The organism is Streptomyces sp. NPDC001732 (genome assembly GCF_053596315.1).
In genome coordinates this window covers 82269-109259 of record NZ_JBSFFY010000002.1, presented here as the reverse complement: position 1 = coordinate 109259, position 26991 = coordinate 82269, and the positions used below count along the sequence as shown (strand labels likewise).

21 protein-coding genes are annotated in these 26991 nt (G+C 72.9%); 6 read left to right on the top strand and 15 right to left on the bottom strand.

Features of this window, described 5'->3' with window-relative positions; all coding sequences use genetic code 11:
- Nucleotides 1–104: 104 nt before the first annotated feature.
- Nucleotides 105–1487, bottom strand: a complete 1383-nt coding sequence (locus tag ACWCXX_RS03195) for a transcriptional regulator (RefSeq protein WP_451123759.1) — start codon at nucleotides 1485–1487, stop codon at nucleotides 105–107.
- Nucleotides 1488–1849: 362 nt separating this feature from the next.
- Between ACWCXX_RS03195 and ACWCXX_RS03190 the strand changes: the two genes are divergently transcribed.
- From ACWCXX_RS03190 to ACWCXX_RS03180, 3 genes are all read left to right on the top strand, one after another.
- Complete coding sequence (locus ACWCXX_RS03190; RefSeq protein ID WP_451123757.1) at nucleotides 1850–2545, top strand: bifunctional DNA primase/polymerase; 696 nt, start codon at nucleotides 1850–1852, stop codon at nucleotides 2543–2545.
- A 180-nt stretch (nucleotides 2546–2725) separates the two neighbouring features.
- On the top strand, nucleotides 2726–3574 hold the full coding sequence (locus ACWCXX_RS03185) for an ABC transporter ATP-binding protein (protein ID WP_451123755.1): 849 nt from the start codon (nucleotides 2726–2728) through the stop codon (nucleotides 3572–3574).
- The gene (locus tag ACWCXX_RS03180) at nucleotides 3571–5214 is read left to right on the top strand and encodes a transporter (RefSeq protein WP_451123753.1); all 1644 of its coding nucleotides are present in this window, start codon (nucleotides 3571–3573) and stop codon (nucleotides 5212–5214) included. Before ACWCXX_RS03185 ends, ACWCXX_RS03180 begins: the two co-directional genes overlap by 4 nt.
- Nucleotides 5215–5366: 152 nt before the next feature.
- Here ACWCXX_RS03180 and ACWCXX_RS03175 read toward each other — a convergent pair whose 3' ends face one another.
- Nucleotides 5367–6260: an alpha/beta fold hydrolase gene (locus ACWCXX_RS03175; RefSeq protein ID WP_451123751.1), complete on the bottom strand. Its 894-nt coding sequence runs from the start codon at nucleotides 6258–6260 to the stop codon at nucleotides 5367–5369.
- Between the two features lie 793 nt (nucleotides 6261–7053).
- A complete protein-coding gene (locus tag ACWCXX_RS03170) occupies nucleotides 7054–7746 on the bottom strand; it encodes a metal-dependent transcriptional regulator (RefSeq protein WP_451123749.1) in 693 nt (230 codons plus the stop codon).
- A gap of 216 nt (nucleotides 7747–7962) precedes the next feature.
- On the opposite strand from ACWCXX_RS03170, the gene ACWCXX_RS03165 reads away from it, so the two are divergent.
- Entirely contained in the window at nucleotides 7963–8718 is a 756-nt protein-coding gene (locus tag ACWCXX_RS03165; RefSeq protein ID WP_451124344.1) for an SIS domain-containing protein, read from the top strand.
- A 105-nt stretch (nucleotides 8719–8823) separates the two neighbouring features.
- On the opposite strand, the gene ACWCXX_RS03160 is transcribed toward ACWCXX_RS03165, so the two are convergent.
- On the bottom strand, nucleotides 8824–10182 hold the full coding sequence (locus ACWCXX_RS03160) for a PAS domain-containing protein (protein ID WP_451123747.1): 1359 nt from the start codon (nucleotides 10180–10182) through the stop codon (nucleotides 8824–8826).
- Between the two features lie 412 nt (nucleotides 10183–10594).
- Complete coding sequence (pdxH, locus tag ACWCXX_RS03155) at nucleotides 10595–11221, bottom strand: pyridoxamine 5'-phosphate oxidase (RefSeq protein ID WP_451124342.1); 627 nt, start codon at nucleotides 11219–11221, stop codon at nucleotides 10595–10597.
- Between the two features lie 243 nt (nucleotides 11222–11464).
- Here pdxH and ACWCXX_RS03150 point away from each other — a divergent pair, with 243 nt between their 5' ends.
- Entirely contained in the window at nucleotides 11465–12574 is a 1110-nt protein-coding gene (locus ACWCXX_RS03150) for a citrate synthase 2 (RefSeq protein ID WP_451123745.1), read from the top strand.
- 57 nt (nucleotides 12575–12631) lie between these two features.
- On the opposite strand, the gene ACWCXX_RS03145 is transcribed toward ACWCXX_RS03150, so the two are convergent.
- From ACWCXX_RS03145 to ACWCXX_RS03100, 10 genes are all read right to left on the bottom strand, one after another.
- The gene (locus tag ACWCXX_RS03145) at nucleotides 12632–14281 is read right to left on the bottom strand and encodes an alpha/beta hydrolase (RefSeq protein WP_451123743.1); all 1650 of its coding nucleotides are present in this window, start codon (nucleotides 14279–14281) and stop codon (nucleotides 12632–12634) included.
- Entirely contained in the window at nucleotides 14278–15666 is a 1389-nt protein-coding gene (locus ACWCXX_RS03140; RefSeq protein ID WP_451123741.1) for a serine hydrolase domain-containing protein, read from the bottom strand. Before ACWCXX_RS03140 ends, ACWCXX_RS03145 begins: the two co-directional genes overlap by 4 nt.
- Before the next feature lie 125 nt (nucleotides 15667–15791).
- The gene (locus ACWCXX_RS03135; protein ID WP_451123739.1) at nucleotides 15792–16385 is read right to left on the bottom strand and encodes a TetR/AcrR family transcriptional regulator; all 594 of its coding nucleotides are present in this window, start codon (nucleotides 16383–16385) and stop codon (nucleotides 15792–15794) included.
- Nucleotides 16373–17119, bottom strand: a complete 747-nt coding sequence (locus ACWCXX_RS03130; RefSeq protein ID WP_451123737.1) for an enoyl-CoA hydratase family protein — start codon at nucleotides 17117–17119, stop codon at nucleotides 16373–16375. Before ACWCXX_RS03130 ends, ACWCXX_RS03135 begins: the two co-directional genes overlap by 13 nt.
- Nucleotides 17120–17148: 29 nt before the next feature.
- A complete protein-coding gene (locus ACWCXX_RS03125) occupies nucleotides 17149–18732 on the bottom strand; it encodes a 4-coumarate--CoA ligase family protein (RefSeq protein WP_451123735.1) in 1584 nt (527 codons plus the stop codon).
- Between the two features lie 116 nt (nucleotides 18733–18848).
- A complete protein-coding gene (locus ACWCXX_RS03120) occupies nucleotides 18849–20039 on the bottom strand; it encodes an acyl-CoA dehydrogenase family protein (RefSeq protein WP_451123733.1) in 1191 nt (396 codons plus the stop codon).
- On the bottom strand, nucleotides 20036–22036 hold the full coding sequence (locus ACWCXX_RS03115; RefSeq protein WP_451123731.1) for an ATP-binding protein: 2001 nt from the start codon (nucleotides 22034–22036) through the stop codon (nucleotides 20036–20038). The genes ACWCXX_RS03120 and ACWCXX_RS03115 overlap by 4 nt, the downstream gene beginning before the upstream one ends.
- A gap of 7 nt (nucleotides 22037–22043) precedes the next feature.
- Nucleotides 22044–23642, bottom strand: coding sequence for an acyl-CoA carboxylase subunit beta (locus ACWCXX_RS03110; RefSeq protein WP_451123729.1), 1599 nt, complete (start codon nucleotides 23640–23642; stop codon nucleotides 22044–22046).
- Between the two features lie 86 nt (nucleotides 23643–23728).
- Nucleotides 23729–25441, bottom strand: coding sequence for an acyclic terpene utilization AtuA family protein (locus ACWCXX_RS03105; protein WP_451123727.1), 1713 nt, complete (start codon nucleotides 25439–25441; stop codon nucleotides 23729–23731).
- Nucleotides 25438–26250: a TIGR03084 family metal-binding protein gene (locus ACWCXX_RS03100; protein WP_451123725.1), complete on the bottom strand. Its 813-nt coding sequence runs from the start codon at nucleotides 26248–26250 to the stop codon at nucleotides 25438–25440. Before ACWCXX_RS03100 ends, ACWCXX_RS03105 begins: the two co-directional genes overlap by 4 nt.
- Before the next feature lie 188 nt (nucleotides 26251–26438).
- Between ACWCXX_RS03100 and ACWCXX_RS03095 the strand changes: the two genes are divergently transcribed.
- The gene (locus tag ACWCXX_RS03095) at nucleotides 26439–26975 is read left to right on the top strand and encodes a hypothetical protein (protein WP_451123723.1); all 537 of its coding nucleotides are present in this window, start codon (nucleotides 26439–26441) and stop codon (nucleotides 26973–26975) included.
- The last annotated feature ends 16 nt before the right edge of the window (nucleotides 26976–26991 follow it).

Here is a 26991-nt window from a genome sequence, read left to right as displayed (position 1 = left end):
CATGTACCGGAAGAACACATACCGGAGGAACGCGTACCGGAACTCTGGTACCCCTCCTGCGGGTCCCGGCCGGAACGGCGTACCGGACCCCGGCCGGGCCTTCGTCAGGCCGCCTGGAGTTCCAGGCGCGCCCCGAACTCCCGCACCGCCGACTCGTCCCCGTACGGGACCAGCCGCTGCTGGAGGTCGTCCAGATACTCCGCTCCCCGGCTGGAACGCACCGAACCCAGCAGCTCCATCGCCCGGGTGCCCGTGTGGCACGCCTGCTCCACCTCGCGCATCTGGACCTGGGCCGTGGCCAGCAGCACCAGACCGATGCCCCGGCGGCGGGCCCGGGACTCCGGGTGGCCGTCCAGGGACTCCTTCGCCCGGCGCGCCGCCGCCTCCGCCTGGCCGAGGTCGCGGTGGCAGTGCGCCAGCTCGTCCGCGAGATAGGCGTGGTCGAAGTGGGCGATCCAGTCGGGGTCGTCGCCCGAGTCCGGTTCGGCCTGCTCCATGGCCGCCAGCGCCCGGCCCATCACCGCCTGGCAGGTGCGGACGTCGCCGAGCAGGGCGTGCCCGCGCGCCTCCGCCGCGTGGAACATCGCCTCCGCCCTCGGCGTCACCCGCCCGCGTGCGCCCTCCTGCGCGGCCCGCGCCAGCTGGGCGATCTCCCTGGGGTTGCCGAGCTGCGCGGCGAGGTGACTCATCGACGCGGCCAGCACATAGCCGCCGTACGCCCGGTCGCCCGCCGCCTGGGCCAGGCGCAGCGCCTGGATGTAGTAGCGCTGGGCGAGCCCCGGCTGGCCCGTGTCGACCGCCATGTACCCGGCGAGTTCGGTGAGCCGCGCGACGGCGGCGAACAGCTGCCGGCCGACCGCTTCGCGGTACGCCCCGGAGATCAGCCCGGACACGACGCTGTTCAGGTAGTGCACCAGGACCGGCCGCACGTGCCCGCTGCCGAACCGGTGGTCGAGGTCGACCAGCGCGGTCGTCATCGCCCGCACCGCCTCCACGTCCGGCATCCCGACGCGGGCCCCGGCGGCCCGCTCCACCTGCGGGTCGGCGCCGGTGATCAGCCAGTCGCGGCTGGGTTCGACGAGCGCGGAGGAGGCGACCGTCGAACCGGACAGGAAGTCGCGGCGGCCGACGTCGCTGCGCCACAGCTCGCAGACCTGCTCGATCGCGCCGATCACGGTCGGGGCGAACTGCAGGCCGACGCCGGACGCCAGGTTCTTGCCGTTGGCCATGCCGATCTCGTCGATCGTGACCGTACGGCCGAGCTTGCGGCCGAGCGCCTCGGCGATGATGCCCGGGGCCCTGCCGCGTGGTTGCTGTCCTCGCAGCCAACGGGCCACGGAGGTCTTGTCGTACCGCAGGTCGAGCCCGCGTTCCGCACCGACCATGTTGACGCGCCGGGCGAGACCGGCGTTGGAGCATCCGGCTTCCTGAATGAGCGCCTGGAGCCGTTCGTTCGGCTGGCGTGCGACGAGAGGCCTGGCTGCCATGTTTCCCCCTGAGGCCGCAGTGATCATGGGCGGATCACTGCCCGGCGAATACCCGGAAAATGCGCACATTCATCGTGATCGTCAGGTGTGTTGTGTTCCTTGCCATTCGTGTCGGCATATGACAGAGGCCGATCGTTCCGGACGCCTTCGCCGTCTGCTCGGCGGTCGCCCGCAGCGGTCGCCCGTATATGGCTACCCGCCCACCCGGCCGCCGCCTCACGCGCGCCCCCGCCCATGCATCCATGCGCCCCGCACGGCCGGCCGGTACGCCGGGGACGCGCCCGCCGCGCCCGTAACCCCGAGCGTCGGCCACAGTTGTGCTGTGCGTGAACGAGCCCATCGCAGTCGAAGAACCTCCCTCCGTGGCCACGAAGGACACAAAAGCCGCAGAAAACACGAAAGTTCCCGGTCAGCGGGGTGAACAACTGCTCGACGCCGCAGTGCGGTACGCGGAGGAGCGGCACTGGGACGTGTGTCCGGGCACCTGGCTGGAGGCGGACGGAGTAGCCGAGCGGTGCTCCTGCGGCGACACCGGCTGCGCCTCCCCCGGCGCGCACCCCGCGGGCCCCGACTGGGCGGGCCGGGCGACCGGGAGCGGCGCCGCGGCCCGCCGGATGTGGTCCAGGCACCCGAAGGCGTCGATCCTGCTGCCCACCGGGCGCGCCTTCGACGCGATCGACGTACCGGAGGCCGCCGGTTTCCTCGCCCTGGCCCGGATGGAACGGATGGGGCTGCCGCTCGGCCCCGTCACCCGCACCCCCGACCGGCGGATGCACTTCTTCGTACTGCCGGGCGCGGCGGCCAAGTCGGACGAGCTCGTACGGAAGCTGGGCTGGCGGGCCGCCGCCATCGATCTGGTCGGCCGCGGCGACGGCCACTACGTGACGGCGCCGCCGACCCGGGTCGGCGGGCGCGGCGCGGTGCAGTGGGCCCGTCGCCCCACCCCCGCCAACCGGTGGCTGCCGGACGCGGAGGAGCTCATCAGCCCGCTCGCCTACGCCTGCGCGAGGGAGGCGGCCGACGCCCGTGCCCGCCGCTCGCGAAACGCCCGTCCGTAGCCCGGCCCCCGCGACTCGGCCCCGTTGCGCAGTCCCCGTCCCGCGGTCCCCATGACTGGACCCCCGTAACTCGGCCCCCGTCTCCCGGGGAACGCCTTTCTGTACCTCTGCCCCTTATCCCCTAGAACGCCCTTTCGTAGGCTGGTCCCGAAAGACGGGGAAACCGAAAGGCAGAGCATCATGCGTGACCGCGCGGAGACCGACGAAGCGGTGGCAACGGACAGGGCGGCAGGGGCGGACGGAACGGGCGGGGCCGGTGCGGCTCCGCCCGCCGTTCGCGTACAGGGGCTGTGGAAGCGGTTCGGGGAACAGACCGCGGTGGCCGGGATCGATCTGGAGCTGCCCGCGGGCAGGTTCATCGGCCTGGTCGGGCCCAACGGGGCGGGCAAGACGACCACGTTGTCGATGGTCACCGGGCTGCTCCGCCCCGACGGGGGGACCGTCGAGATCGGCGGCCACGACGTGTGGCGCGACCCGGTCGAGGTGAAGGCCAGGATCGGCGTGCTCCCGGAGGGACTGCGGCTCTTCGAACGCCTCTCGGGCCGCGAACTCCTCGCGTACACCGGCCGGTTGCGCGGCCTGCCGGGCGCCGAGGTGGACAAGCGGGCCACCCAGCTGCTCGACGTGCTCGGCCTGGCGGGCGCCCAGCACAAGCTGGTCGTCGACTACTCGACCGGCATGCGGAAGAAGATCGGGCTCGCGGCGGCGCTGCTGCACAACCCCGAAGTGCTCTTCCTGGACGAGCCGTTCGAGGGTGTGGACCCGGTGTCGGCGCAGACCATCCGCGAAGTGCTGGTGCGCTACACCCGCTCGGGGGCGACCGTCGTCTTCTCCAGCCATGTGATGGAACTCGTCGAGTCCCTCTGCGACTGGGTGGCCGTCATGGCGGCCGGACGCATCCGGGCCCAGGGCCCCCTGGAGCAGGTCCGCGGCGAGGCGTCGTCGCTGCAGAACGCCTTCCTCGAACTCGTCGGGGCCAATGCGCGCACCGCCGACGACTCCCTCGACTGGCTGGGCGGCGACCGATGAGCGTGCTCGACGCCCCCGCGGGCACCACTGCCCGCCGCGCCGACGGCGAGGGACTCGTCGGCGTCTTCGTACGGCTGAAGCTGGCCCTGCTGCGCAACGGGCTGCGGCAGTCGTCCGGGCGGCGGGCCGCCTACATCACCTCCGTCGTCTTCGCCCTGCTGATCGCCGCGGGCCAGCTGATCGCACTGATCGCGCTGCGCGGCAACGCCCATGCCGCCTCCGTCGTCGTCCTGCTGGCGGGCGTGCTGGCGGTCGGCTGGACCGTGATGCCGCTGTTCTTCCCGAGCGGCGACGAGACCCTCGACCCGAGCCGGCTGGTGATGCTGCCGCTGCGTCCGCGTCCGCTGATCTCGGCGCTCCTGACGGCTTCGCTGGTCGGGATCGGGCCGCTGTTCACGCTGTGCCTGATGACCGGTTCGGTGGTCGCGGTGGCGTACGGGGCGGCCGGGGCCGTGTTCGCCGTGGTGTGCGCGCCGCTCGCGCTGCTGCTGTGCGTGGCGCTGGCCCGTGCGGTGGCCACGGCCAACACCCGGCTGCTGACCTCGCGCAAGGGCCGCGACCTGGCGGTGCTCAGCGGGCTGGTGATCGCGGTGGGCTTCCAGGTCGTCAACTTCGGCGCGCAGCGGCTCGGCCGGGCGGGCGGGCTGTCCGCGCTCGACCCGGTCGCGGACGTGGTGCGCTGGCTGCCGCCCGCCTCCGCGATCGGTGCGGTGGACTCGGCGTCCCGGGGCGCGTACGGGCAGGCCGCCGGACAGTTGCTGCTGTCGGTGGCGGGCCTGCTGGCGCTGCTGTGGCTGTGGCAGCGGAGCCTGGCGAAGCTGATGACGGCGCCGGACGGCTCGACCCTGGCCGCCTCGGCTCCGGCCCGCGAGAAGACCGGCAAGGAGGGCTCCCGGCTCTCCGCGCTGCTGCCCGCGGGACGCACGGGTCCGGTGATGGAGCGGAGCCTGCGGTACGTCGCCCGCGATCCGAAGACCAAGTCCGCCTGGGTCACGGCGCTGGCGGTCGGGCTGCTCGTACCGCTGTTCAACGCGCTCCAGGGCCACGGCTCGGTCTACTTCGCCTGTTTCGCCGCCGGGATGCTCGGCATCCAGATGTACAACCAGTTCGGCCAGGACACCTCCGCGTTCTGGATGGTGTCGCTGACGATCTCCTCCACCCGGGACGCCTACCTCGAACTGCGGGCGCGGGCGCTGATGCTGCTGCTGATCACGCTGCCCTTCACGATCGTGGTGACGGTGCTGACCGCGGCGGTGCTCGGCGAGTGGGGCACGCTGCCGCCGGCGCTGGGGCTGTCGATCGGGGTGCTGTGCGGGATGCTGGCGACGGGCGCGGTGACGTCGGCGCTCTTCCCGTACTCGATCCCGCAGGACGGGGCGTTCAAGAACGTGGCGCCGGGGCAGGCCGGGCTCGCCTGGATCTCCATGTTCGGCGGGATGTTCTCGGCGGGGCTGCTCTGCCTGCCCCTGGTCGGGGTGACGATCTGGCTGCACGTCGCGGACCACCAGCAGTGGCTGTGGACGCTGCTGCCCGCGGGGATCGCGTACGGGGCGCTGCTCGTCCTGGCGGGGCTGCGGATCGCGGCGCCGCGCACGGCGGCACGGCTCCCGGAGATCCTGGCGGCGGTCAGCAAGGGCTGACAACGGCCGCCGCCCCGTGGCGAACCACCGCGTCGTGGGGGTTCGCTGCGGGGCGGCGGTCCGTCATGGCGCGAGGGGACGTCACGAGACGGCGGGCCGTCACGACAAGACGGCTCGTCACGGCACGACGGCCGTCATGGCACGACGGTTCGTCACGGCATGGCGGGCTCGCGGTCGTTCTGGGGGTCCTCGGCGAACTGCTCCAGGAAGGGTTCGACCGCCGCGCGCCAGCCCTCGGGCTGGTCGTAGTGGACGAGATGACCGGCATCGGCCACCTCCGCGTACTGCCCGCGCGGCAGTACGCGGACCATCTCCTGGGCCTCCGCCCGGCCGAGTTCGCCGTCGAGGCCGCGGAGCACCAGGGTCGGGCACCGCACCTGGGCCAGCTCCTCCCAGTGCGCGTCGAACACCCATGTCGCGCGGGACTGGAGCATCTGGCGGCGGGAGAAGACGGGCCGCCAGCCGTCCGCCCGCTCGGCCATCACCTCGGCGAAGAACTCGCCCCGGGCCGGGTTGGGCCGCTCCACCCGGGGGTCGTCCTCGCCGAACCACTTCCGTACGTCGGAGAGCGTCGCGAACGGCACCGGCCAGGATCTGAACCAGTCCTCCCACTCATGCTGCGAGGCCGCGCCGAGCGCGGAGGCCCGCATGTCGCAGATGACCAGGGCCCGGACGAGGTCGGGGCGCTTCGCGGCGAGCTGCCAGGCCGTCAGCGCCCCCATCGCGTGTCCGACGAGGGTCACGGGGGCGAGGCCGAGCTGTTCGATCGCCGCCTCCGCGTCGGCGACGTACACATCACGGGTGTACGGGCCGTCGCTCGGCTTCTCGCTGCGGCCGTGTCCGCGCTGGTCGAGGCCGACGGCCCGGTGGCGTGCGGCGAGCCAGCGGGCGGTCGAGGCCCAGTGCGCGGCCCGGCCCATCAAGCCGTGGAGCAATAAGACGCCGGGGACGCGCTCGCCCTCCGCGCGTCCCTTGGGCGGATCGGCGAACTCCCAGGCCGCGAGGCGTACGCCGTCGGTCCCGGTCACATCGATGCGCCGCACCATATGTCCTGGCACCTCCTTCAGGTCCTCGATCACCGCTTGACCACTGCTCGATCGCCACGTGGTCGTGCCACATCAGACTATCGAACTCATATTCGAAAACCGGGTTCCGAACCCAACACCCCTCGTTCGAGTGACCAGTCACAAGGATTGGCGACTCCCACAGGGGGGAGACCTTCTCCGGGAGGCGGGCCACTCGGGGATGAGGGCCCGTGGGGACCGACCTCGAGAGCTCGGGGCTCCAGGTCGAAACAGGGGAGGACAGGCCCCGGCGCCGCGCGGCGCCGGGGCCCTCTGCTGTTCCGGCGGCAGGGGACTCGCGTTCCGACGGCACACGATTCACCGGTGCACGACGCGACGGCACACGATTCACCGGTGCACGACACATTGGTACGGGGACGGGGCGCGCGGGCGACGGCGCGCACGGCGCGCGTACCGGCGCGCGCCTTTTGGGAGCGGGCGCCCGGCTCATGGACGGCCGGAAGCGGGACGATCACCTTGCGATGCGCGTACCGGACATGCCGGACACACCAGTACGACGGGCGCATGCACCTGCTCCCTCCCCGACCGCACGGCCAACCGACCGACACTCTCAGGTATGTCTCAGCCACAGCCTGGCATGCGATCCGTCCGGGCGCTGCTGTTCCGCACGGAAAAAAGAAAGCGGATGCCGCCCCTCGGCGCCGCGACCACATCCCGGCCGCGGCACCTCGTCAGCGGCATCCGCCCCGACACCACCCGCACCCACGCCCGCGGCACGCGGGCGGTACGGGGTGCGGAAAGCCCGGACCAGCGCTCAGCGCTTGGCCACGAACACGTGCGAGGCGACCTCGGCGTCCAGCTCCGCCGCCTCACCGCTGCTGCCCACCAGCACACCGCCCGGCGACTGGGTCACGCTGACCACGGAACCGGGCTGCACGCCCGCCCGCCGCAGCGTGTACATCAGCTGGGCGTCCGTCTGGATCGGCTCACCGATCCGGCGCACGACCACCGTCTTGCCGTCGGCGCCCGGGTCGAGCTCCGACAGGCTCACCATGCTCTCGTCGAGGAACGGGTCGGCCTCCGCCTTCTCACCCAGCTCCTCCAGACCCGGGATCGGGTTCCCGTACGGGGACTCCGAGGGGTGCCGCAGCAGCTCCAGCACCCGCCGCTCCACCGCCTCGCTCATCACGTGCTCCCAGCGGCACGCCTCGGCGTGGACCTGCTCCCACTCCAGGCCGATCACATCGACGAGCAGGCACTCGGCGAGCCGGTGCTTGCGCATGACGCGGGTCGCGAGGCGTCGGCCCTCCTCGGTCAGCTCCAGGTGCCGGTCACCCGCGACCTGCACCAGGCCGTCGCGCTCCATGCGCGCCACCGTCTGGCTGACCGTCGGACCGCTCTGGTCCAGCCGTTCCGCGATCCGGGCGCGCATGGGGACCACGCCTTCCTCTTCGAGTTCGAGGATGGTGCGGAGATACATCTCCGTGGTGTCGATCAGTCCGGACATACGTGCCCCTCGATGCTGTGACATGAAAACGTCATAAGCGCTGTGCGCTGGCCCTCCTCCAATTCTGACGCATACCGCCGACAACCGTGCCCGCCCGTCGAAGACCATGCGGCGGAACGGGGCGGGCGGTATTGACAGGCCACTGGTCCAGACCGCAACGTGATCCGCGACATGGACACCCCCATGAACGTCTCCCCGCCGGAAAGGGCCTCCTCGATGAGCGACAGCAAGCTGGCCGGCCAGTTCTTCGACGCGGCGATCGGCCTGCTGAAGCGTGTGCGCGACGAGGAGTCCGGCAACATCGCGGCCGCCGGTGCCGCGATCGCCGACACCGTCGAGGCGGGCGGCAGGCTCTTCGCCTTCGGCGCCGGGCACTCCTCGCTCGCCGCGCAGGACGTCGTCTACCGGGCGGGCGGCCTCGCCCTGATGAACCTGCTGGCCGTGCCCGGAACGGTCGGCGTCGACGTCATGCCGGCCACCCTCGGCTCCGCGCTGGAGCGGGTCGACGGGCTGGCGGGCGCCGTGCTGGACTCCAGCCCTGCCAGGGCCGGCGACGTCCTCGTGATCATCTCGCTCTCCGGACGCAACGCGCTCCCGGTGGAGATGGCGCTGAACGCACGGGCGCTCGGCCTGAAGGTCATCGGCGTCACGTCCGTGGCGTACGCGGACGGCACCCGGTCCCGGCACAGCTCGGGCGGTTTCCTGCGGGACCACTGCGACATCGTGCTCGACAGCAAGATCTCGATCGGCGACGCGGAGCTGACCCTCGACGGGATCGAGGCACCGTTCGCGCCCGCGTCGACGGTGGTCACCAGCGCGGTGATGCAGGCGATGATGGCCGCCGCCGCGGAGCAGCTCGCCGAGCGGGGCGTGGAACCGCCGCTGCTGCGGTCGGGGAACGTGGACGGCGGCCACGAGTGGAACGGCCGTGTCATGACGGAGTACCGGGACCGCATCTTCTACCGTCAGTAGCACCACCCCGGGCCCCGCCCCACGGCACCACCCCGACACCGGCCCCACCCCGCGACACCGGGCCCGCCGGACGACGACGGCGGGCCCGCCCGGCACCTCCGGTCCTCACCCCCGCGGCGTCAGCACCTGCGCCAGGTCCACCGCCGCCGCGACCCGGACCGCCACGCTCTCCGCGTACGCCGCGTCGGGGCGCTCGAAGGCGGTGCGGTGGGCGGACCGCAGGAACGTCACCACCCCCAGGGTGCGCCCCCTGCTCCGCAGCACCGCGCACAGCGCGTGCGCGGCGTCGTCCGGCCACTGCCGCTCGGCCGCCCACTGCCCGGCCCCCGCCCCGCTCCCCGCGCTGGCCCGCACCGACCCCGCACGGTCCACCGCCTGGAGGGCCGGGTGCCCCGTCGCGTACCGCAGCGGAAGGGAACCGGCCACCACCGGCAGGCACGGGCCCGGCTCACCGGACGGGGTCGCCGCCATCCGCACCAGCCGCTCCCCCACCACCAGATCGACCAGCGCGTGGTCCGCGAAGCCCGCGAGCGCGTAGTCCAGGTAGGAGGTGGCCGCCTCCATCGGGTCCTCGCACTCGGACGCCGAGCGCGAGGCCCGGTGCAGCTGGTTCGACCGGAACCGCATCCGGTCCGCCTCCTGCGCCGCCAGCCGATCCGCCGTCACGTCCTGGAACAACCAGCCGACCCCCAGCGGAACCGGCTCCTCGGCGAGCGGCGACGTCAGCCGGAGGAAACCACTGCGCCAGCAGCGCCGCCGCTCCCCCTCCGCCGTCCGCAACGTCACCCACAGATCGGCGGGCGCCGGTGGTGCGCCCTCGGCCAGCACATGCTGCAACGCACCCTCCAACTCCTCGACGCCCTGCACCACCGCCTCCCCCAACGGACGCCCCAGCAGCGCCGTACGGCCGACGCCCAGGGCCCGTGCCGCGTGCGCGTTGACGACGGCGGGCCGCAGATCGGCGTCGACGAGGACCACGCCCCAGGACGCGTCCTCGAACAGCGCCTCGCTCAGCGCGATCGACCGTTCCAGGTCGATCTGCGCGTGGACCTCGCTGAACGCGCAGTACACCCCGGCGGGCCGGCCGTCGGCGCCCCGCACCCCGGCCGACTGGGTCCGCACGAGCACCCGGCCGCCGTCCTTGCGCAGCAGCGCGAACTCGTGAACCCGGCGGCCCGGCCCGTCCATGACCGCCATCAGCCGCCCCTGCACCTCCCCCGCGTCCGCCCGCCGCACCGCCCACCCGGCGAACCCGGGACGCCCCACGGCCTCCTCGGCGGACCAGCCGAGAATCCGCTCGGCCTCCCGGTTCCAGTGGGTGATGGTGCCGTCCGCGTCGAACGCGCAGAGCGCGGCGTCCATCCCGTCCAGCAACGCCGCGAGCAGCTCGGCCCCGAACCCGCCCCTCGGCCCCTCGTCAGGCCCGAGCGCCTCGGCCGTTCCACTGCTCGTGGACGCACTCACCCCGTACCCCCCGCAGGACGCATTCGGTATTTCCGCACGTCAGACCATTGAACTCGAAGGCGCCGCAGCACACACCGACTTCCCGGAAAACAGCCGCGCCGTTAATTCGGTTGTGCTGTGCCGAGGGCGTTCCTAGGCTGCTGCCACACGTGAAAGGAGGTGTTCCGGAAGTGATTTCTTCTCGGACTCGTGAGGTGGCTGCGGGCTGACGCCCGTTGTCGCGCTCTTTGCAGTGCAGGCCGGACGTCGGCCAATCCCAAGCAGTCACCGACCCGCAGGCTCGCCGGTAAGTCCGGCCGGCTCCTCCGCAAGGAGGGACCAGAGCCTGCGGGTTTCTGCATGTCCGGGGGTTTCGGGCCCGGGGGTTTCGGGCCCGGGGTTTCGGAGCCGGGGGCTTCGGCGGGGCGGGGGGTTACGGGCACAGGCGCTCGACGCGCCAGTCCTTGCCCTCGCGTACGTACCTCAGCCGGTCGTGGAGCCGGTTCGCGTGGCCCTGCCAGAACTCGATCGTGTCGGGGACGACGCGGTAGCCGCCCCAGTGCGGGGGCGCGGGGACGTGTTCGCCCTCCGGGTAGCGGGCGGCCAGTTCCTCGTAGCGGGCGAGGAGCTCGTCGCGGGTGCCGATCACCGTGGACTGGGCGCTCGCCCAGGCGCCGAGTTGGGAGCCGTGCGGGCGGGTGCGGAAGTAGGCGACGGTCTCCTCGCGGCCGACGCGGTCCGCCCTGCCGGTGACGATGACCTGGCGGGCCATCGGGTGCCAGGGGAAGAGCAGCGAGACGTACGGGTTGGCGGCCAGTTCGCGGCCCTTGCGGGATTCGTAGTTGGTGAAGAAGACGAAGCCGCGCTCGTCGTACTTCTTCAGCAGCACCGTGCGGGAGGACGGCCGGCCCTCGGGGGTGGCGGTGGAGACGATCATGGCGTTGGGCTCGTGGAGCACCCCGCCCACGGCCACCTGCCGGAACCAGTGGGCGAATTGCCGCATCGGGTCGTCGGCCAGCGTGTCCTCGGTGAAGGCCTCGGAGCGGTAGTGCTCGCGCATCGCGGCCGGATCGGTGGTGGAATCGGAGGAAGAGTCTGCGGTGGGCACGGGGCCATCCTGCCGCAGCGGTTGTTCCCGCCCGGCATCGGAGGGGTACTGGACTGGACAGAACGGGGACCCGCGCCCGGCGGGAGCGGGGTCCTGTGCCGGATGTCACGCTTCCCCCGTGTCGGGGGAACCCGCCAATATCTTGGGGCAGGCCGCCGCAGGGCCTCCGCAGAGCCGTCGACCGAGGGAGCCGCCATGTCCGACTTCGTACCGGGACTAGAGGGAGTCGTCGCGTTCGAGACGGAGATCGCCGAACCGGACAAGGAAGGCGGTGCGCTCCGTTACCGGGGTGTCGACATCGAGGACCTCGTCGGCCACGTGTCGTTCGGAAACGTCTGGGGCCTGCTGGTCGACGGGGCGTTCAATCCCGGTCTGCCGCCGGCCGAGCCGTTCCCGATCCCGGTGCACTCCGGTGACATCCGGGTCGATGTGCAGGCCGCGCTGGCGATGCTGGCTCCCGTGTGGGGTCTGCGCCCGCTGCTCGACATCGACGAGGAGACCGCGCGCAACGACCTGGCGCGGGCCGCCGTGATGGCGCTGTCGTACGTCGCCCAGTCGGCGCGCGGGCAGGGGCTGCCGATGGTTCCGCAGGGCGAGATCGACAAGGCGCAGTCCGTGGTCGAGCGGTTCATGATCCGATGGCGCGGGGAGCCGGACCCCAAGCACGTGAAGGCCGTCGACGCGTACTGGACCTCGGCCGCCGAGCACGGCATGAACGCCTCCACGTTCACCGCCCGGGTCATCGCGTCCACCGGGGCCGACGTGGCGGCCGCGCTGTCGGGTGCGGTGGGTGCGATGTCGGGGCCGCTGCACGGTGGTGCGCCGTCCCGGGTGCTCGGCATGATCGAGGAGATCGAGCGGACCGGCGACGCCACCGCGTACGTGAAGAAGGCCCTGGACAGGGGCGAGCGGCTGATGGGCTTCGGGCACCGGGTGTACCGGGCGGAGGACCCGCGGGCGCGGGTGCTGCGGCGTACCGCCGAGGAGCTGGGCGCGCCGCGGTTCGAGGTGGCGCAGGCGCTGGAGAAGGCCGCGCTGGAGGAGTTGCACGCGCGGCGCCCGGACCGGGTGCTGGCGACGAACGTGGAGTTCTGGGCGGCGATCATGCTGGACTTCGCGGAGGTTCCGGCGCACATGTTCACGTCGATGTTCACGTGTGCGCGTACGGCGGGCTGGTCGGCGCACATCCTGGAGCAGAAGCGGACGGGGCGGCTGGTGCGGCCCTCGGCGCGGTACGTCGGTCCGGGCTCGCGCGACCCCCGGGAGATCCCGGGGTACGACCAGCTCGCGGATCTGGGGAACTGAAGGGGGACGGGCGTCCGGTCCCGGGGTGGCCCGGGGCCGGACGCCCGTCCGCTTCTGTCACTTGGTGCAGGTCAGATCCTTGGCGGGCAGCTTTCCGGTGGCCAGGTAGCGGTTGACCCGGTTGTCGACGCAGGCGTTTCCGTACTCGCCGTACAGGCCGTGGCGGTTGGCTCCCTCCAGGGTGACGAGCCGGGAGCCGGGGAGCTTGCGGTGCAGTTCGAGGGTGCCGCGGTAGGTGGTGCGCGGGTCGCCGGTGGCGCCCACGATCAGTGCGCGGGCGTCCCGTTCCACCCGGGTCGGCTCCTCGCGGGGACGGTCCCAGAAGGCGCACGGCAGGATGTTGTCGGTCATGGGCGCGAAGAGCGGGTGGGCGGCGCGGTCGCGTTCGATGTCCTGCCAGTACGTCTCGGGGTCGCGGGGTGCGGCCCGGTCGCCGCAGAGGATCGCGGTCTGCACGCTGCCCACGTGCGAGGCCGCGCCGGTCAGGATGAACCGGAACGTCTCGACGAGCCCCGGTGTCAGAGTGGTCGGGCGCCCCTTCGCGGCCTCGGAGAGCACGGCGAGGGTCCCGCCGAGTTCGGCCCGGGTCGCGTCGTGGTCGTCGGCGAGCGACATGAAGAGCAGCAGCGGTATGTGGGAGGCGTCGATCCGGAAGGTGTCGGCGCCGGTGCCGAGGGTCAGCGGCTTCCGGGCGGCGGCCTTCGCCACGCGGTCGACGGTGGCGAGGACCTGTGCGCGGGTGCGGCCGAGGCGGTAGGTGTCGTGGCGGCCGGCGGCCCAGGAGGCCCAGGAGGCGAGGGCCTGTTCGTTCTCGTTCAGGCCGTCGCGGAGGAGCAGGGGGCCGTAGTTGTCGGGGTCGATCGCCCCGTCGAGCACCATCCGGTCGTAGCGGCCGGGGAACATCTGGCTGTAGACGGTGCCGAGGTAGGTGCCGTACGAGTAGCCGAGGTAGGAGATCCGCCGTTCGCCGAGGGCGCCGCGGATGACGTCCATGTCGCGGGCGGTGTTGCGGGTGGTGACGTGCGGGAGGACGTCGGCGTTGGTGGCCCGGCACTTGTCGGCGAGGCTCTTCTGGAAGGCGACCTGGCGGTCGAAGCCGGCCCGGTCGGGTCCGGCCGAGCGGAAGAACATGCCGGTGGGCCAGTCGCAGTCCAGCGGGGTGCTGCGGCCGACGAAGCGGGGGTCGAAGCCGATGATGTCGTAGCGCGCGCCGACGCCCTTCATGGCCTCGCGGATGTGCGGAGGGGAGTCGACGGCGGTGCCGCCGGGGCCGCCGTTGTTGAGCAGGATGGCGCCGATGCGGTGGCGGGTGTCGGTGGCCTTCAGCCGGGACATGGCCACGGTGATCGTGCGGCCGTGGGGCTTGGCGTAGTCGAGCGGCACGGTCGCGTCCGCGCACTGGGCCCCGGCCTCGTCCAGCTCACGGCCCACCGTGTCGTCGGGGCCCGTGACGCAGCTTCCCCAGGCGAGGTTCTGCCGGTAGTACCGGTCGAGGCCGGCCCCGGTGGCGGTGGCGGTATCGGTGCCCGTGGTCGTGGTGGCGGAGTTCGTCCCGCGGCCGGTCGTCGGGGACGCGGCGGCCGTGGCCGTGGCCAGCGCTGAGGAGGCGGTGACGCAGGCGGCCAGGGCGAGGCCGACGGCGGAGGCTCGGCGCACGGCCCCGGCCGGGCTCGCCGAACTGGTCAGGCGGTTGTTCGAGGCGTTCACTCTGTCTCCCTGAGCTGGTTGGTGCTGTTGGTGTGGTTGTTGCTGTCGGTGCTGTTCTTGTGAGGGGCGGGGCAGAGGCCGGCGTCCACGGCGGCGAGGAAGTCCGTCTCGGCCTGTTGGCTGTCGGGCACCTTGTTGAGGGCGAGGGCGACACCGCGTCCGTCGGGGCCGATCGCCCCGAGCGCGCGATGTCCGCCGGGCACCGTCCCGCCGTGCCCCCACCACATGCCGCCGCACGTCAGCGGGGAGGCGATCAGGCCGAGGCCGTAACGGGCGCCGGGCCACAGCCGTTCGGGGTCGGCGGGGACGGTGCGCTTCATCTCGGCGAGCCCGCGCGCGGACACCAGCCGTCCGCCGAACAGGCCGCGGAAGAACCGGTTCACATCGCCGGGCGTGGAGACCAGTGCCCCACCCGCACCGCCGAAGCTCATGTTCCACTCGGTGCCGTCGGAGAGCGCGGTGCCGTCGGACAGCGGGGAGTTGTCGGGCGACGGGGTGCCGTCGGCCTGCGGGGGACCGTCCGGCCGTACCGCGTCCGCGGGGTCCTCGGCGGGGACGTAGCTGCGCGAGTGCGGGCCCCGGATGCGGGTGCGGTCACCGGGCCAGTACGTGTCGCGCAGGCCGAGCGGCTCGATGATCCGGCGGCGCACCTCCGCCTCGACGCCGTGTCCGGTGACCTTCTCGACGATCATCCCGGCGATGACGGAGTTGGTGGTCGAGTAGCGCCACCCGGCGGCGGGGCGCGGCATCGCCAGCGCGGTCGCGACCAGTTCCCGGGGCTCGAAGTGGCGGAACCGCCACTCGTCGACGGGCCGCTCGACGATCGCCTCGACGTAGTCGGGAAGCCCGCTGGTGTGCTGGAGGAGCTGTCGCACGGTGATCGTGCGGCCGTCGTGGCCGTTGCCCCGGATCAGTCCGGGGAGGTGGCGCTCGACCGGGTCGTCCAGCCCGATCCGGCCCTCGTCGGCGAGCTGCACGACGACGGTGGCGGTGAAGGTCTTGGTGACGCTGCCGATCCGCAGCCGGTCCGCGGCCCGCATCGGCCGGCCGGTGTCCAGGTCCGCGACGCCGCGTTCCGCCGTCCACCGGCCGCAGTCCCGGCCGATGACCTCGGCGGCCACCCCCGGGATGCCGTGCCGGGTGACGAGGGTGTCCAGCCGGTCGGCCAGCGCGCCGCGTGCGGTGCCGCAGCCGTTCGGCAGGGCCGTGCGGTGCGTGCCGGGTGCTCGGCCCGTACCGGGCGGGGCGTGCGCGGCGTTCGTGGCCAGGGCCGTCGGGACGGCGCTCGCCAGCAGGGCCGTGGCCGTGGCGAGAACGGCGGCGGCACGGGTCGGGCGAATCGTTCCGGCAGGGGGTCCGTTCGTTCTGTTCTGTCCGTGTCTCACATGCTCAGACGCTAGCCGCGCGATGATCGGCGATCACTGTGGCTGCCACCCCAACGCCCCTGGTGCCAGCCCTACTTACGGGCTGCGCCGAGCAAGCCCCGCGGGCGGTGCCGTCCGTGTCCGGCTCAGCCCAGCGCCTCGTCCAGCAGCGTCGCCCACTGCGCGACGACCCTGCGGCGGCGGGCCGTGTCGTCGGTGAGGACGTTGGCCAGCCCCAGGCCGCGGGCCATGTCGAGGAAGCCCTGGACGGTTTCGCGCACGCCGGGCCGGCTCTCGTCGGCGGCCAGGAGCTCGACGGCGATGCGGTGGGTCTCGCGGCCCACGCGGGCTTCGAGTTCGGTGACGCGGGGGCGGAGCTGCTCCTCGTTGGACGCGGCCACCCAGAGCTGGAGCGCGGCGCGGAAGAGGGGTCCCGTGTAGAGGTCGACGAGGGCGGCGAGGACGTCCGTGCGGCCCTGCACGGGCAGGGCGCGCAGGGCGGCGGAGCGTTCCTCGGCGACGTATTCGACGGCCGCGGTGAACAGGTCCTCGCGGGTCGGGAAGTGGTGCTGGGCCGCGCCGCGCGAGACGCCCGCGCGTTCGGCGACGACGGAGACCGTGGAGCCCGCCCAGCCGTGTTCGGCGAGGCAGGCGACGGCGGCTTCGAGGAGTCGGCGGCGGGTGGCGCGGCTGCGGTCCTGCTTGGGGGTCCGGTCGGTGGGGGGCGTCACAACACCCATGCGGGGTCCCGTCGTTCGAGGAAGGCCGTCATTCCTTCCCGGGCGTCGGCGGAGGCGAAGAGTGCCGCCGAGCGGGCGATGAGGTCTTCGGCGTGCTGGTCGAAGCTTTCCAGCACAGTAGCCGTGACCAGCTCCTTCGATGCTCTCAGCCCCTGGGGCGAGGCCCGGCGCAGGCCGTCCAGTACGGGTACGAGTGCCTTGTCGATGTCCTCGCCCGGACCGACGGCGAGGGTGATCAGGCCGATGCGGGCGGCCTCGGCGGCGTCGAAGCGTTCGCCGGTGAGGTAGTAGCGGGTGGCGGCGCGCGGGTCGGTGCGGGGCAGCAGCGGCAGTGAGATGACGGCGGGGGCGAGGCCGAGCCGGGATTCGGTGAGGGCGAACGAGGCGTCGGGTCCGGCCGCCGAGATGTCGCAGGCACCGAGCAGCCCGAGGCCGCCCGCCCGGACGTGTCCGGTGACCCGGGCGACGACGGGTTTGGGCAGGGCGACGATCCGCCGCATCAGGGCGACGAGGGCGTGCGGGTCGGGTGGTGCGGTGAGGTCGGCGCCGGCGCAGAAGGTGTTGCCGGTGTGGGTGAGGACGACGGCCCGTACGGTGTCGTCGGCCGCGCACGCGTCCAGGGCGGTGGCGAGCTCGTCGACCAGGCGCGCGGAGAGCGCGTTGCGGTTGGCCGGCGAGTCGAGGGCGAGGGTGGTGATGCCCCGGTCGTGGACGGGGTCGGCGAGTGGCGCCATGGGTCGGTCGTCTCCTTCTGGCCGGTACTTCAGTCGGTGGTCGTCGCGCGGGTCTTCTCCCGGTCGCGCAGTTCGCGGCGGAGGATCTTGCCCGAGGTGGCGCGCGGTACCGCGTCGATGAACTCGACCTGGCGGACCTTCTTGTACGGGGCGACGCGCTCGGCGACGTACGCCATGACGTCGTCCGTCGTGAGGTCCGGGGCGGAGGGCTGGCGGACGACGTATGCCTTGGGGATCTCGTTGCCCCCGTCGTCGGTCACGCCGATGACGGCGGCGTCGGCGACGGACGGGTGGGTCAGGAGGAGGGCTTCGAGTTCGGCGGGGGCGACCTGGTAGCCCTTGTACTTGATCAGTTCCTTCACCCGGTCGACGACGAACAGCCAGCCGTCGTCGTCGACGTGTCCGATGTCGCCGGTGTGCACCCAGCCGTCGGTGTCGATCATGGCGGCGGTGGCGTCGGGGCGGCCGAGGTAGCCCTTCATCACCTGGGGGCCGCGGATGAGGATCTCGCCCTGTCCGGACGAGGAGTCGGACAGCGGGACGATGCGCATCTCGGTGCCGGGCAGCAGCCTGCCGACCGTGCCGGGCGGCGGGTTCTCGGCGGCGAGCGGGACGACGTGGGTGCCCGGGGAGAGTTCCGTCATGCCGTACGCCTGGCGCACCGGCGGCAGACCGAGCCGCTTCGAGCAGGCGGCGGCGAGCGCGGCGTCGAGCGGGGCGGCGGCGCTGACGACGTACTCCAGGGAGGAGAGGTCGTAGCGGTCGACCGCGGGGTGCTTGGCCAGGGCGAGGACGATCGGCGGGGCCACGTACAGGCCGGTGATCCGGTGCTTCTCGATCGCGGTGAGGAACTGGTCGAGGTCGAAGCGGGGCAGCACGACGACGGTGGCGCCCAGGCGCAGCGGGGCGTTCATCAGGGCGGTGAGGCCGTAGATGTGGAAGAACGGGAGTACGGCCAGGATGCGGGCGCCGGGGGCCATGGGGACGAAGGGGCGCAGCTGCTCCAGGTTGGTGCCCATGGAGCGGTGGGTGAGCATGACGCCCTTGGGGATTCCGGTGGTGCCGGAGGAGTACGGGAGGGCGGCGACGTCCTCGCCGGGGTCGATGGTGACGCGGGGCTCGGGGGCGGTGGTGGCGAGCATGTCGAGTACGGAGGTGTGTCCCTCCGCCCGGTCGCAGACGAAGATCTGCTCGATGGAGCCGACGAGTTCCGCGGCGGCGAGCGCGGTGCTCAGGAGCGGGGAGACGGTGACGATCCAGCGGGCGGCGGAGTCGCGGAGCTGCTTGGCGAACTCCTCGGCGGTGGCGAGGGGGTGAACGGTGGTGACGGTGGCGCCGGCCCGGGTCGCGCCGAAGAACACCGCCGGGTAGGCGATGGTGTTGGGGCTGTGCAGGGCCAGTACGTCGCCCTTGCGGAGCCCGGCCTCGCACAGTGCGGCGGCGATCTTCCGGTGGAAGGCGTCGAGCTGCCGGTAGGTGAGGGCGGTGCCGTCGTCGGTCCCGTCGATCAGCGCGACCGTGTCGGCGTACGTGGCGGCGTCGCCGAGGACCGCTTCGTGGATGGGTGTGTCGAGGATCGGTACGGCGGGGTGGTCGCTGTGGAACACGTGCATCCTGGCGGGTCCCTTCGAAGCGGCGGGGCTGCGGGCTGCGGGAAGGGCGGTGGTGCGGCGGTGGCGGGGCCGCGCCACCGCCGCGACCGCGGTGTGGAGGGACAGGATGGCCCGGGTCAGTAGGACTTGGGGAGACCCAGGGACTGGTGGGAGACGTAGTTCAGGATCATTTCCCGGCTGACGGGGGCGATCCGGGCGACGCGGGCCGCGGTGATCAGGGACGCGAGGCCGTACTCGCGGGTGAGGCCGTTGCCGCCGAGGGTGTGCACGGCCTGGTCGACGGCCCGGACGCAGGCTTCGCCCGCCGCGTACTTCGCCATGTTGGCGGCCTCGCCCGCGCCGATGTCGTCGCCGTTGTCGTAGAGCCGGGCGGCCTTCTGCATCATCAGCCGGGCCAGTTCCAGTTCGATGTGGGCCTGGGCGAGGGGGTGGGCGATGGCCTGGTGGGAGCCGATGGGTTCCTTCCACACCTGCCGGGTCTTCGCGTAGTCGACGGCACGGTCGAGTGCGTAGCGGCCCATGCCGATGCCGAAGGCGGCGGTCATGATGCGTTCGGGGTTGAGTCCGGCGAAGAGCTGGAGGAGTCCGGCGTCCTCGTCGCCCACGAGCGCGTCGGTGGGCAGCCGTACGTCGTCCAGGACGAGTTCGAACTGCTTCTCCGGGGCCTGGAGTTCCATGTCGATCTGCGAGCGGCCGAAGCCGGGGGCATCGCGCGGGACGATGAACAGGCAGGGCTTGAGCTTGCCGGACCTGGCGTCCTCGGTGCGGCCCACGATGAGGGTGGCGTCGGCGATGTCGACGCCGGAGACGAAGACCTTGCGGCCGGTGAGCAGCCAGTCGGCATCCGGCCCGGAGCCGTCCCTGCGGGCGGTGGTGGTGATGCGGTGGGAGTTGGAGCCGGCGTCGGGCTCGGTGATGCCGAAGGCCATGGTGAGACTGCCGTCGGCGAGACCGGGCAGCCACTTGCGCTTCTGGTCCTCGGTGCCGAAGCGGGCGATGACGGTGCCGCAGATCGCCGGGGAGACGACCATCATCAACAGCGGGCTGCCCGCCGCCCCCAACTCTTCCAGGACGATGGAGAGTTCGGCCATTCCGCCGCCTCCGCCGCCGTACTCCTCGGGGAGGTTCACCCCGAGGTAGCCGAGCTTGGCGGCCTCGGCCCACAGTTCGCGCGGGTGGCCCTCGTCGCGTACGACGGAGGTCATGTAGTCCCGCCCGTAGCGCTTTCCCAGGGCGGCGACGGCGGCGCGCAGCGCCTGGTGTTCCTCGGTTTCGAGAACGGTGCCGGCGGTGCTGACGGTGCTCATGCGTTCTCCTCGGCAGGGTCTGCGGTTTCGGGGGCCGCGGTTTCGGCGTCCGCGGCCTCGGGGCCCGCGGTTTCGGTGACGACGGCGAGCAGGGCGCCGACCTCCACCTGGAGGCCGGGTGCGGCGTGGAGTGCGGCGAGGGTGCCGGAGGCGGGGGCGAGGATGCGGTGTTCCATCTTCATCGCCTCCAGCCAGATCAGGGGCTGTCCGGCGGTGACCGCGGCCCCGGCGGCGAGGCCGTCCGCGACGCGGACGACGGTGCCGGGCATGGGGGCGAGCAGCGAGCCGGGTTCGGTGCGGTCGGTGGGGTCGGTGAAGCGGGGCAGGGCGGTGAGGGTGTGCGAGCCGGTGGCGGTGTCCACGTACGTCCGGTCGCCGTGGACGGCGATGTGGAAGTGGCGGGTGATGCCGTCGGTTTCGAGGGTGACGAGGTCGGGCCGGGCGGCGACGACCCGTTCCCCGGTCTCGGGGACGGGGCCGGTGCGGGTGGTGCGGTAGGCGGCCTCGTGTTCGGTGCCGTCGGGTTCGGCGCGGTAGCGCTTGGTCCGGGGCTGCGAGGGGATGTTGCGCCAGGCGCCGAGGCGGGCCGGTACGGAACCGGGTGCGTGCTGCCGGGCGGCGGCGTCGGCGAGGGCGGCGGCCAGGACGGCGAGGTGGCGGTCCGGTCCGTCCGGGGCGGGGGTGAGGGCGGTGAGGTGGCGGTCGTAGAAGCCGGTGTCGAGCCGGGCGGCAAGGAAGTCGGGGTGGCGCAGGGACCGTACGAGCAGGTCGCGGTTGGTGACCGGGCCGTGCACGCGGGCGCGTTCCAGGGTGCGGGCGAGCAGGCGTACGGCTTCGGCGCGGGTGGGGGCGTGGGCGACGACCTTGGCGAGCATCGGGTCGTAGTGCACGCCGACGGTGTCGCCGCCGGTGTAGCCGGTGTCGAGGCGGATTCCGGGTTCGGCGGGCACGTCCAGGGCGTGCAGGGTGCCGGTCTGCGGCTGCCATTCGTGGGGGGGGTCCTCGGCGTAGAGGCGGACCTCGACGGCGTGGCCGCGCGGTTCCGGAGGTGCGGGGGAGGGGAGTGGTTCGCCCTCGGCGACGCGCAGTTGCAGGGCGACGAGGTCGAGTCCGAAGACCGCTTCGGTGACGGGGTGCTCGACCTGGAGGCGGGTGTTCATCTCCAGGAAGTAGGGCCGTCCGTCGGCGGAGAGGAGGAATTCGACGGTGCCCGCGCCCCGGTAGCCGACCGCGTGGGCGGCGGCGGTGGCGGCGTCGTGGAGCCGGGTGCGCAGCGCGTCGTCGAGGCCGGGTGCGGGGGCTTCCTCGACGACCTTCTGGTGGCGGCGCTGGAGCGAGCAGTCGCGGGTGCCGAGCGCCCAGACCCCGCCGTGGCCGTCGGCCATGATCTGGACCTCGACGTGTCGGCCGCGTTCCACGTAGGGCTCGGCGAAGACCTCGCCGTCCCCGAACGCGGCAGCCGCCTCGGCGGAGGCCGCGGTCGACTCGGCGGGCAGTTCGGCGAGTTCGCGCACGATCCGCATGCCGCGCCCGCCGCCGCCCGCCGCCGCCTTGAGGAGCAGCGGCAGGTCCTCGGCGGTGGCCAGGGCCGGGTCGACGGGGGCGAGCAGCGGCACCCCGGCGGCGGCCATGAGTTCCTTGGCGCGGGTCTTGGACGCCATGAGTTCGATGGCCTTGACCGGCGGACCCACCCAGACGAGTCCGGCGTCCTGCACGGCGCGGGCGAATCCGGCGTTCTCGGAGAGGAAGCCGTAGCCGGGGTGGACGGCGTCGGCACCGGCCGCGAGCGCGGCGCGTACGACGAGGTCGCCGCGGAGGTAGGTGTCGGCCGGGGCGGCGCCCGGCAGCCGTACGGCGGTGTCGGCCTCCCGTACGTGGAGGGCGTCGGCGTCCGCGTCGGAGTACACGGCGACGGTGGTGATGCCGAGCGCCCGGCAGGTCCGGAAGATCCGGCAGGCGATCTCGCCCCGGTTGGCCACGAGCAGTGTGGAGATCATCTTCGCCTCACATCCGGAAGACGCCGAAGCCGCCGCGGGCGCCTTCGACCGGGGCGGTGTGGATCGCGGACAGGCACATCCCGAGGACGGTCCTGGTGTCGCGCGGGTCGATGACCCCGTCGTCGTACAGCCGCCCGGACAGGAACATCGGCAGCGACTCGGACTCGATCTGCTGCTCGACCATGGCGCGCAGTCCGGCGTCGGCCTCGTCGTCGTAGGGCCGGCCCTTGGCTGCGGCGGAGGCGCGGGCGACGATGGACAGCACCCCGGCGAGCTGCTGCGGTCCCATGACGGCGGACTTGCTGCTCGGCCAGGCGAAGAGGAAGCGCGGGTCGTACGCCCGGCCGCACATGCCGTAGTGCCCGGCCCCGTACGAGGCGCCCATCAGCACGGACAGGTGCGGGACCTTCGAGTTCGACACCGCGTTGATCATCATGGCGCCGTGCTTGATGATGCCGCCCTGCTCGTACTCCTTGCCGACCATGTAGCCGGTGGTGTTGTGCAGGAAGACCAGCGGGATGTCGCGCTGGTTGGCGAGCTGGATGAACTGGGCGGCCTTCTGCGACTCCTCGCTGAACAGCACGCCCTGCGCGTTGGCGAGGATGCCGACGGGGTGGCCGTGCAGGGTCGCCCAGCCGGTGACCAGGCTGGTCCCGTACAGCGGTTTGAACGCGTCGAAGTCGGAGCCGTCGACGATCCGGGCGATGACCTCGCGCGGGTCGAAGGGCACCTTCAGGTCGCCGGGCACGATGCCGATCAGCTCGTCCTCGTCGTACTTCGGCGGCTCGGCGGGGCCCGGATCGGCGTGTGCCTTGCGCCAGTTGAGGCGGGCGACGATCCGGCGGGCCTGGCGCAGCGCGTCCTGCTCGTCGACGGCGAAGTGGTCGGCGAGTCCGGAGGTGCGGGCGTGCATCTCGGCGCCGCCGAGCGATTCGTCGTCGCTCTCCTCGCCGGTCGCCATCTTGACCAGGGGCGGTCCGCCGAGGAAGACCTTGGACCGTTCCTTGATCATGACCGTGTGGTCGGACATGCCGGGGACGTACGCTCCGCCGGCGGTGGAGTTCCCGAAGACGACGGCCACGGTCGGGATGCCGGCCGCCGACAGCCGGGTGAGGTCGCGGAACAGCGCCCCGCCGGGGATGAAGATCTCCTTCTGGGAGGGGAGGTCGGCGCCGCCGGACTCGACGAGGCTGACGCAGGGCAGCCGGTTGGCGAAGGCGATCTCGTTGGCCCGCAGGGCCTTCTTCAGCGTCCAGGGGTTGGAGGCGCCGCCGCGCACGGTCGGGTCGTTGGCGGTGATCAGGCACTCCACGCCCTCGATCACCCCGATTCCGGTGACGAGCGAGGCGCCCACGGCGTACTCGCTGCCCCAGGCGGCGAGCGGCGACAGTTCCAGGAACGGGGTGTCCTCGTCGATCAGCAGCTCGATCCGTTCCCGGGCCAGGAGCTTGCCGCGGGCGCGGTGCCGGGCCACGTACTTCTCGCCGCCGCCGGCCTGTGCCTTGGTGTGTTCGGCGGCCAGTTCGTCGAGTTTCGCGAGCATGGCCGTGCGGTTCGCGGCGTACTCGGGGCTCGCGGTGTCGAGCGCGGTGGGCAGGACGGTCATGCGTGCGCCTCCGGTGGTACGTGGGCGGTCATGCGTGCGCCTCCGGTGCCTGGACGGTCATGAGTACGCCTCCGGTATGTGAACGGTCATGCGTGCGCCTCCGGTGCGTGGACGGTCTCCAGCAGCGATACGGGAATGGGCAGGTGGCGGGAGCGCAGCCACTCCCCCACCGCCTTGGCCTGCGGGTCGAACCGGTGCTGGGCGGCGACGCCCTCGCCGAGCAGTCCGTGGACGGTGAAGTTCAGGGCACACAGGTTCGGCAGGACGTGGCGTACGACGGTGAGACCGGCGGTCTCCGGGAGCAGTTCCCGGAACCGCTCGACGGTCAGTTCGTGGGCCAGCCACCGCCAGGCCTCGTCGCCGCGGGCCCAGACCCCGACGTTGGCGTCCCCGCCCTTGTCGCCGCTGCGGGCTCCGGCGACGAGCCCGAGGGGAGCGCGACGGGTGGGACCGGGTTCCAACGGCTGTGGCAGGGGCGGCGGTTCGGCGTCCTCCAGGGCCCGTGTCCGGGCGGGCGGCTCCTGCACCTCGCGCCGCCCGTCGGGCAGCACGGCGACGTGGGCGACCTCGTCGGCCGGTACGTACCGGGCCTCGAACACCCCGTACGGGGCGCCCTTTCCGGGCGGGGCGGTGACGTGGAAGCCGGGGTAGCTGCCGAGCGCCAGCTCGATCGCGGCGCCGGAGACCGCGCGTCCGACGGTCTCCTGGTCCCGGTCGCGCACGACGAGCCGCAGCAGCGCGCTCGCGGTCTCCTCGGTGGCGGCGTCGGCCCGGTCGGTCCGGGACAGCTCCCAGCGCACCTCGTCCGGGGCGGTGCCGGAGCGGGCCAGGGCGTCCGCGAACTGTTCCCGCACCAGCCGTGCCTTGGCCTCGATGTCGAGGCCGGTGAGCACGAAGACGACCTCGTTGCGCCAGCCGCCGAGCCGGTTCAGCCCGACCTTGAGGGTGGGCGGCGGGGCCTCGCCGCGCACCCCGGAGATCCGGACCCGGTCGGGTCCGTCCTGGGTCAGCCGTACGGTGTCGAGCCGGGCGGTGACGTCCGGTCCCGCGTACCGGGCGCCGCCCGTCTCGTACAGCAGTTGGGCGGTGACGGTGCCGAGGTCGACGACACCGCCGGTGCCGTCGTGCTTGGTGATGACGGACGAGCCGTCGGCGTGGATCTCGGCGACGGGAAAACCGGGGCGGCGCAGGTCGTGGCCGTGGAAGAAGGCGTAGTTGCCGCCGGTGGCCTGGGTGCCGCACTCCAGGACGTGCCCGGCGACGACGGCTCCGGCGAGGGCGTCCAGGTCGTCGGGGCCCCAGCCGAAGCGGGCGGCGGCGGGGCCGGTGACGAGGGCGGCGTCGGTGACCCGCCCGGTGACGACGACGTCCGCGCCCGCGGTGAGGCAGGCGGCGATCCCGGCGCCGCCGAGGTAGGCGTTGGCGGTGAGAAACCCCTCGGGCACGGGCAGGCTGTCGCCCTCCACATGGGCGACCCGCACCGGGACGCCGACCTTGTCCGCCAACTTCCTCACGGCGTCGGCGAGTCCGGCCGGGTTGAGCCCGCCCGCGTTGGTGACGATCCTCACCCCGCGCTCGTGGGCGAGCCCGAGGCCCTCCTCCAGCTGGTTCAGGAAGGTGGTGGCGTAGCCGCGTGCGGGGTCCTTGAGCATGCTCCGGCCGAGGATGAGCATGGTCAGCTCGGCCAGGTAGTCGCCGGTGAGGACGTCGAGGGGGCCGCCGGTGAGCATCTCGCGCACGGCGTCGAAGCGGTCGCCGTAGAACCCGGAGGCGTTGCCGATCCGCAGGACGCCGGTCACTCGCCCGCCCCCTGTTTCGGCGCGCGGCCCGGCCCGGCGGGGCCGGCGAACGCCTGGGCGATGTCGAGCCACCGGTCGGCGTCGGGGCCGACCGCCCGCAGGGCGAGGTCGTCGCGGTGCGCGCGCTGCGTGACGAGCAGGCAGAAGTCGAGGAGCGGCCCGGTGACGCGCTGCGGCGCGTCCTCGGGTCCGAAGGCGACCGTCCCGCCGTCGGGGGTGTCGAGCTCGACCCGGAACTCCTCCTCGGGCGCCTTCGTCCCCCGTACCAGGTAGGCGTAGTCACGGGCCCGCGCCCCGATCCGGGCGACGTGCCGGAGCCGGGCGGTGGGGGTCCTGGTGACACCGAGGGCATCGGCGACGTCCTGGCCGTGCGCCCAGGTCTCCATGAGCCGCGCGGTCGCCATCGAGGCGACGCTCATCGGCGGCCCGTACCAGGGGAACTTCACGCCCGGCGGGGCCGCGCCCAGGGCCTCGTACAACCGGGCCCGGCCTTCGCGCCACCGGGCGAGCAGTTCCCCGGGCGACAGCTGCGCGACGATCTCCCGGGCGGCCTCGTCGACGAACGTCTCGGGGTGCGCGAGCGCCTTCTCGACCTCGGCGGCGAAGGCGTCCGGCTCGGTGACGGCGATCAGGGCGACCTCGTCGGTCCAGTTCAGATGGGCGATCTGGTGGGCGACGGTCCACCCCTCGGCCGGGGTCGGCCTCGCCCAGCGGTCCGCGTCCGCACCGGCGACCAGCAGGTCGAGTTCCTCGCTCTCCTGACGCAGGTCGTCGAGTACGGCAGCGGTCACGGCCGATGCATCGGACACGGTGCACTCCCTCGGGGCGTGGCGGTGTGCCCAGGAGCATGGCAGCGGACCAATAAACAATCAAGCATGCTTGCATTATTTTCTGCCCGCCCCTCTCCTCCCGAGCCCTGCCCGCCCGGCCCGTTCCGGGGTTACGCTCGCGGCCGACGACACCGACAACGCATCGCACGGCGGGGGCTGCGCAGCACATGGAACGTTCGAGAGGGCCGAGCCGCCGCGCCTGGCTGGCACTGGGCGTCGGCGCCGCGGCAGCGGCTGCGGTCGGGGGGACGGTGTACGCGTCCACCGACGACGACCCCGTGCCGGACCACGAGCGGGTACGGACGGACCTGGCCCCGCTGCGGCGCAGGTTCGGCGAGGCGGGGCGGCTGAGCGGGGCGCACTGGCTGGCGTACGACCAGGACGCGAAGGGCCGGGGCGCGGAGGGCCGTTCGTACCTGCCGAGCCCGGACCCGCGGTACCGGGTGGTGGGCGTGGCCCGGCTGCCCGCCGGAACCGCGGCCCGGACCGTGGCGGACCCGGCGCACGCCTTCGGACCGGCCGAACCGCACGGCGTACCGGACGTGCTGGCCGAATTCCTGCCCGCGCACGCGCGGTGGACGACCAGTGCCTCCTACGACGCGCTGCTCCTGGGGCCCGGCCCGGTGGACGAGCTGACGCGGGGGCGGTTCTTCCTCGACGCGGCGACGGACACCCTGTACTTCGACACCGTCAACCCGGAGTGAGGGGGAAGGCGGACGC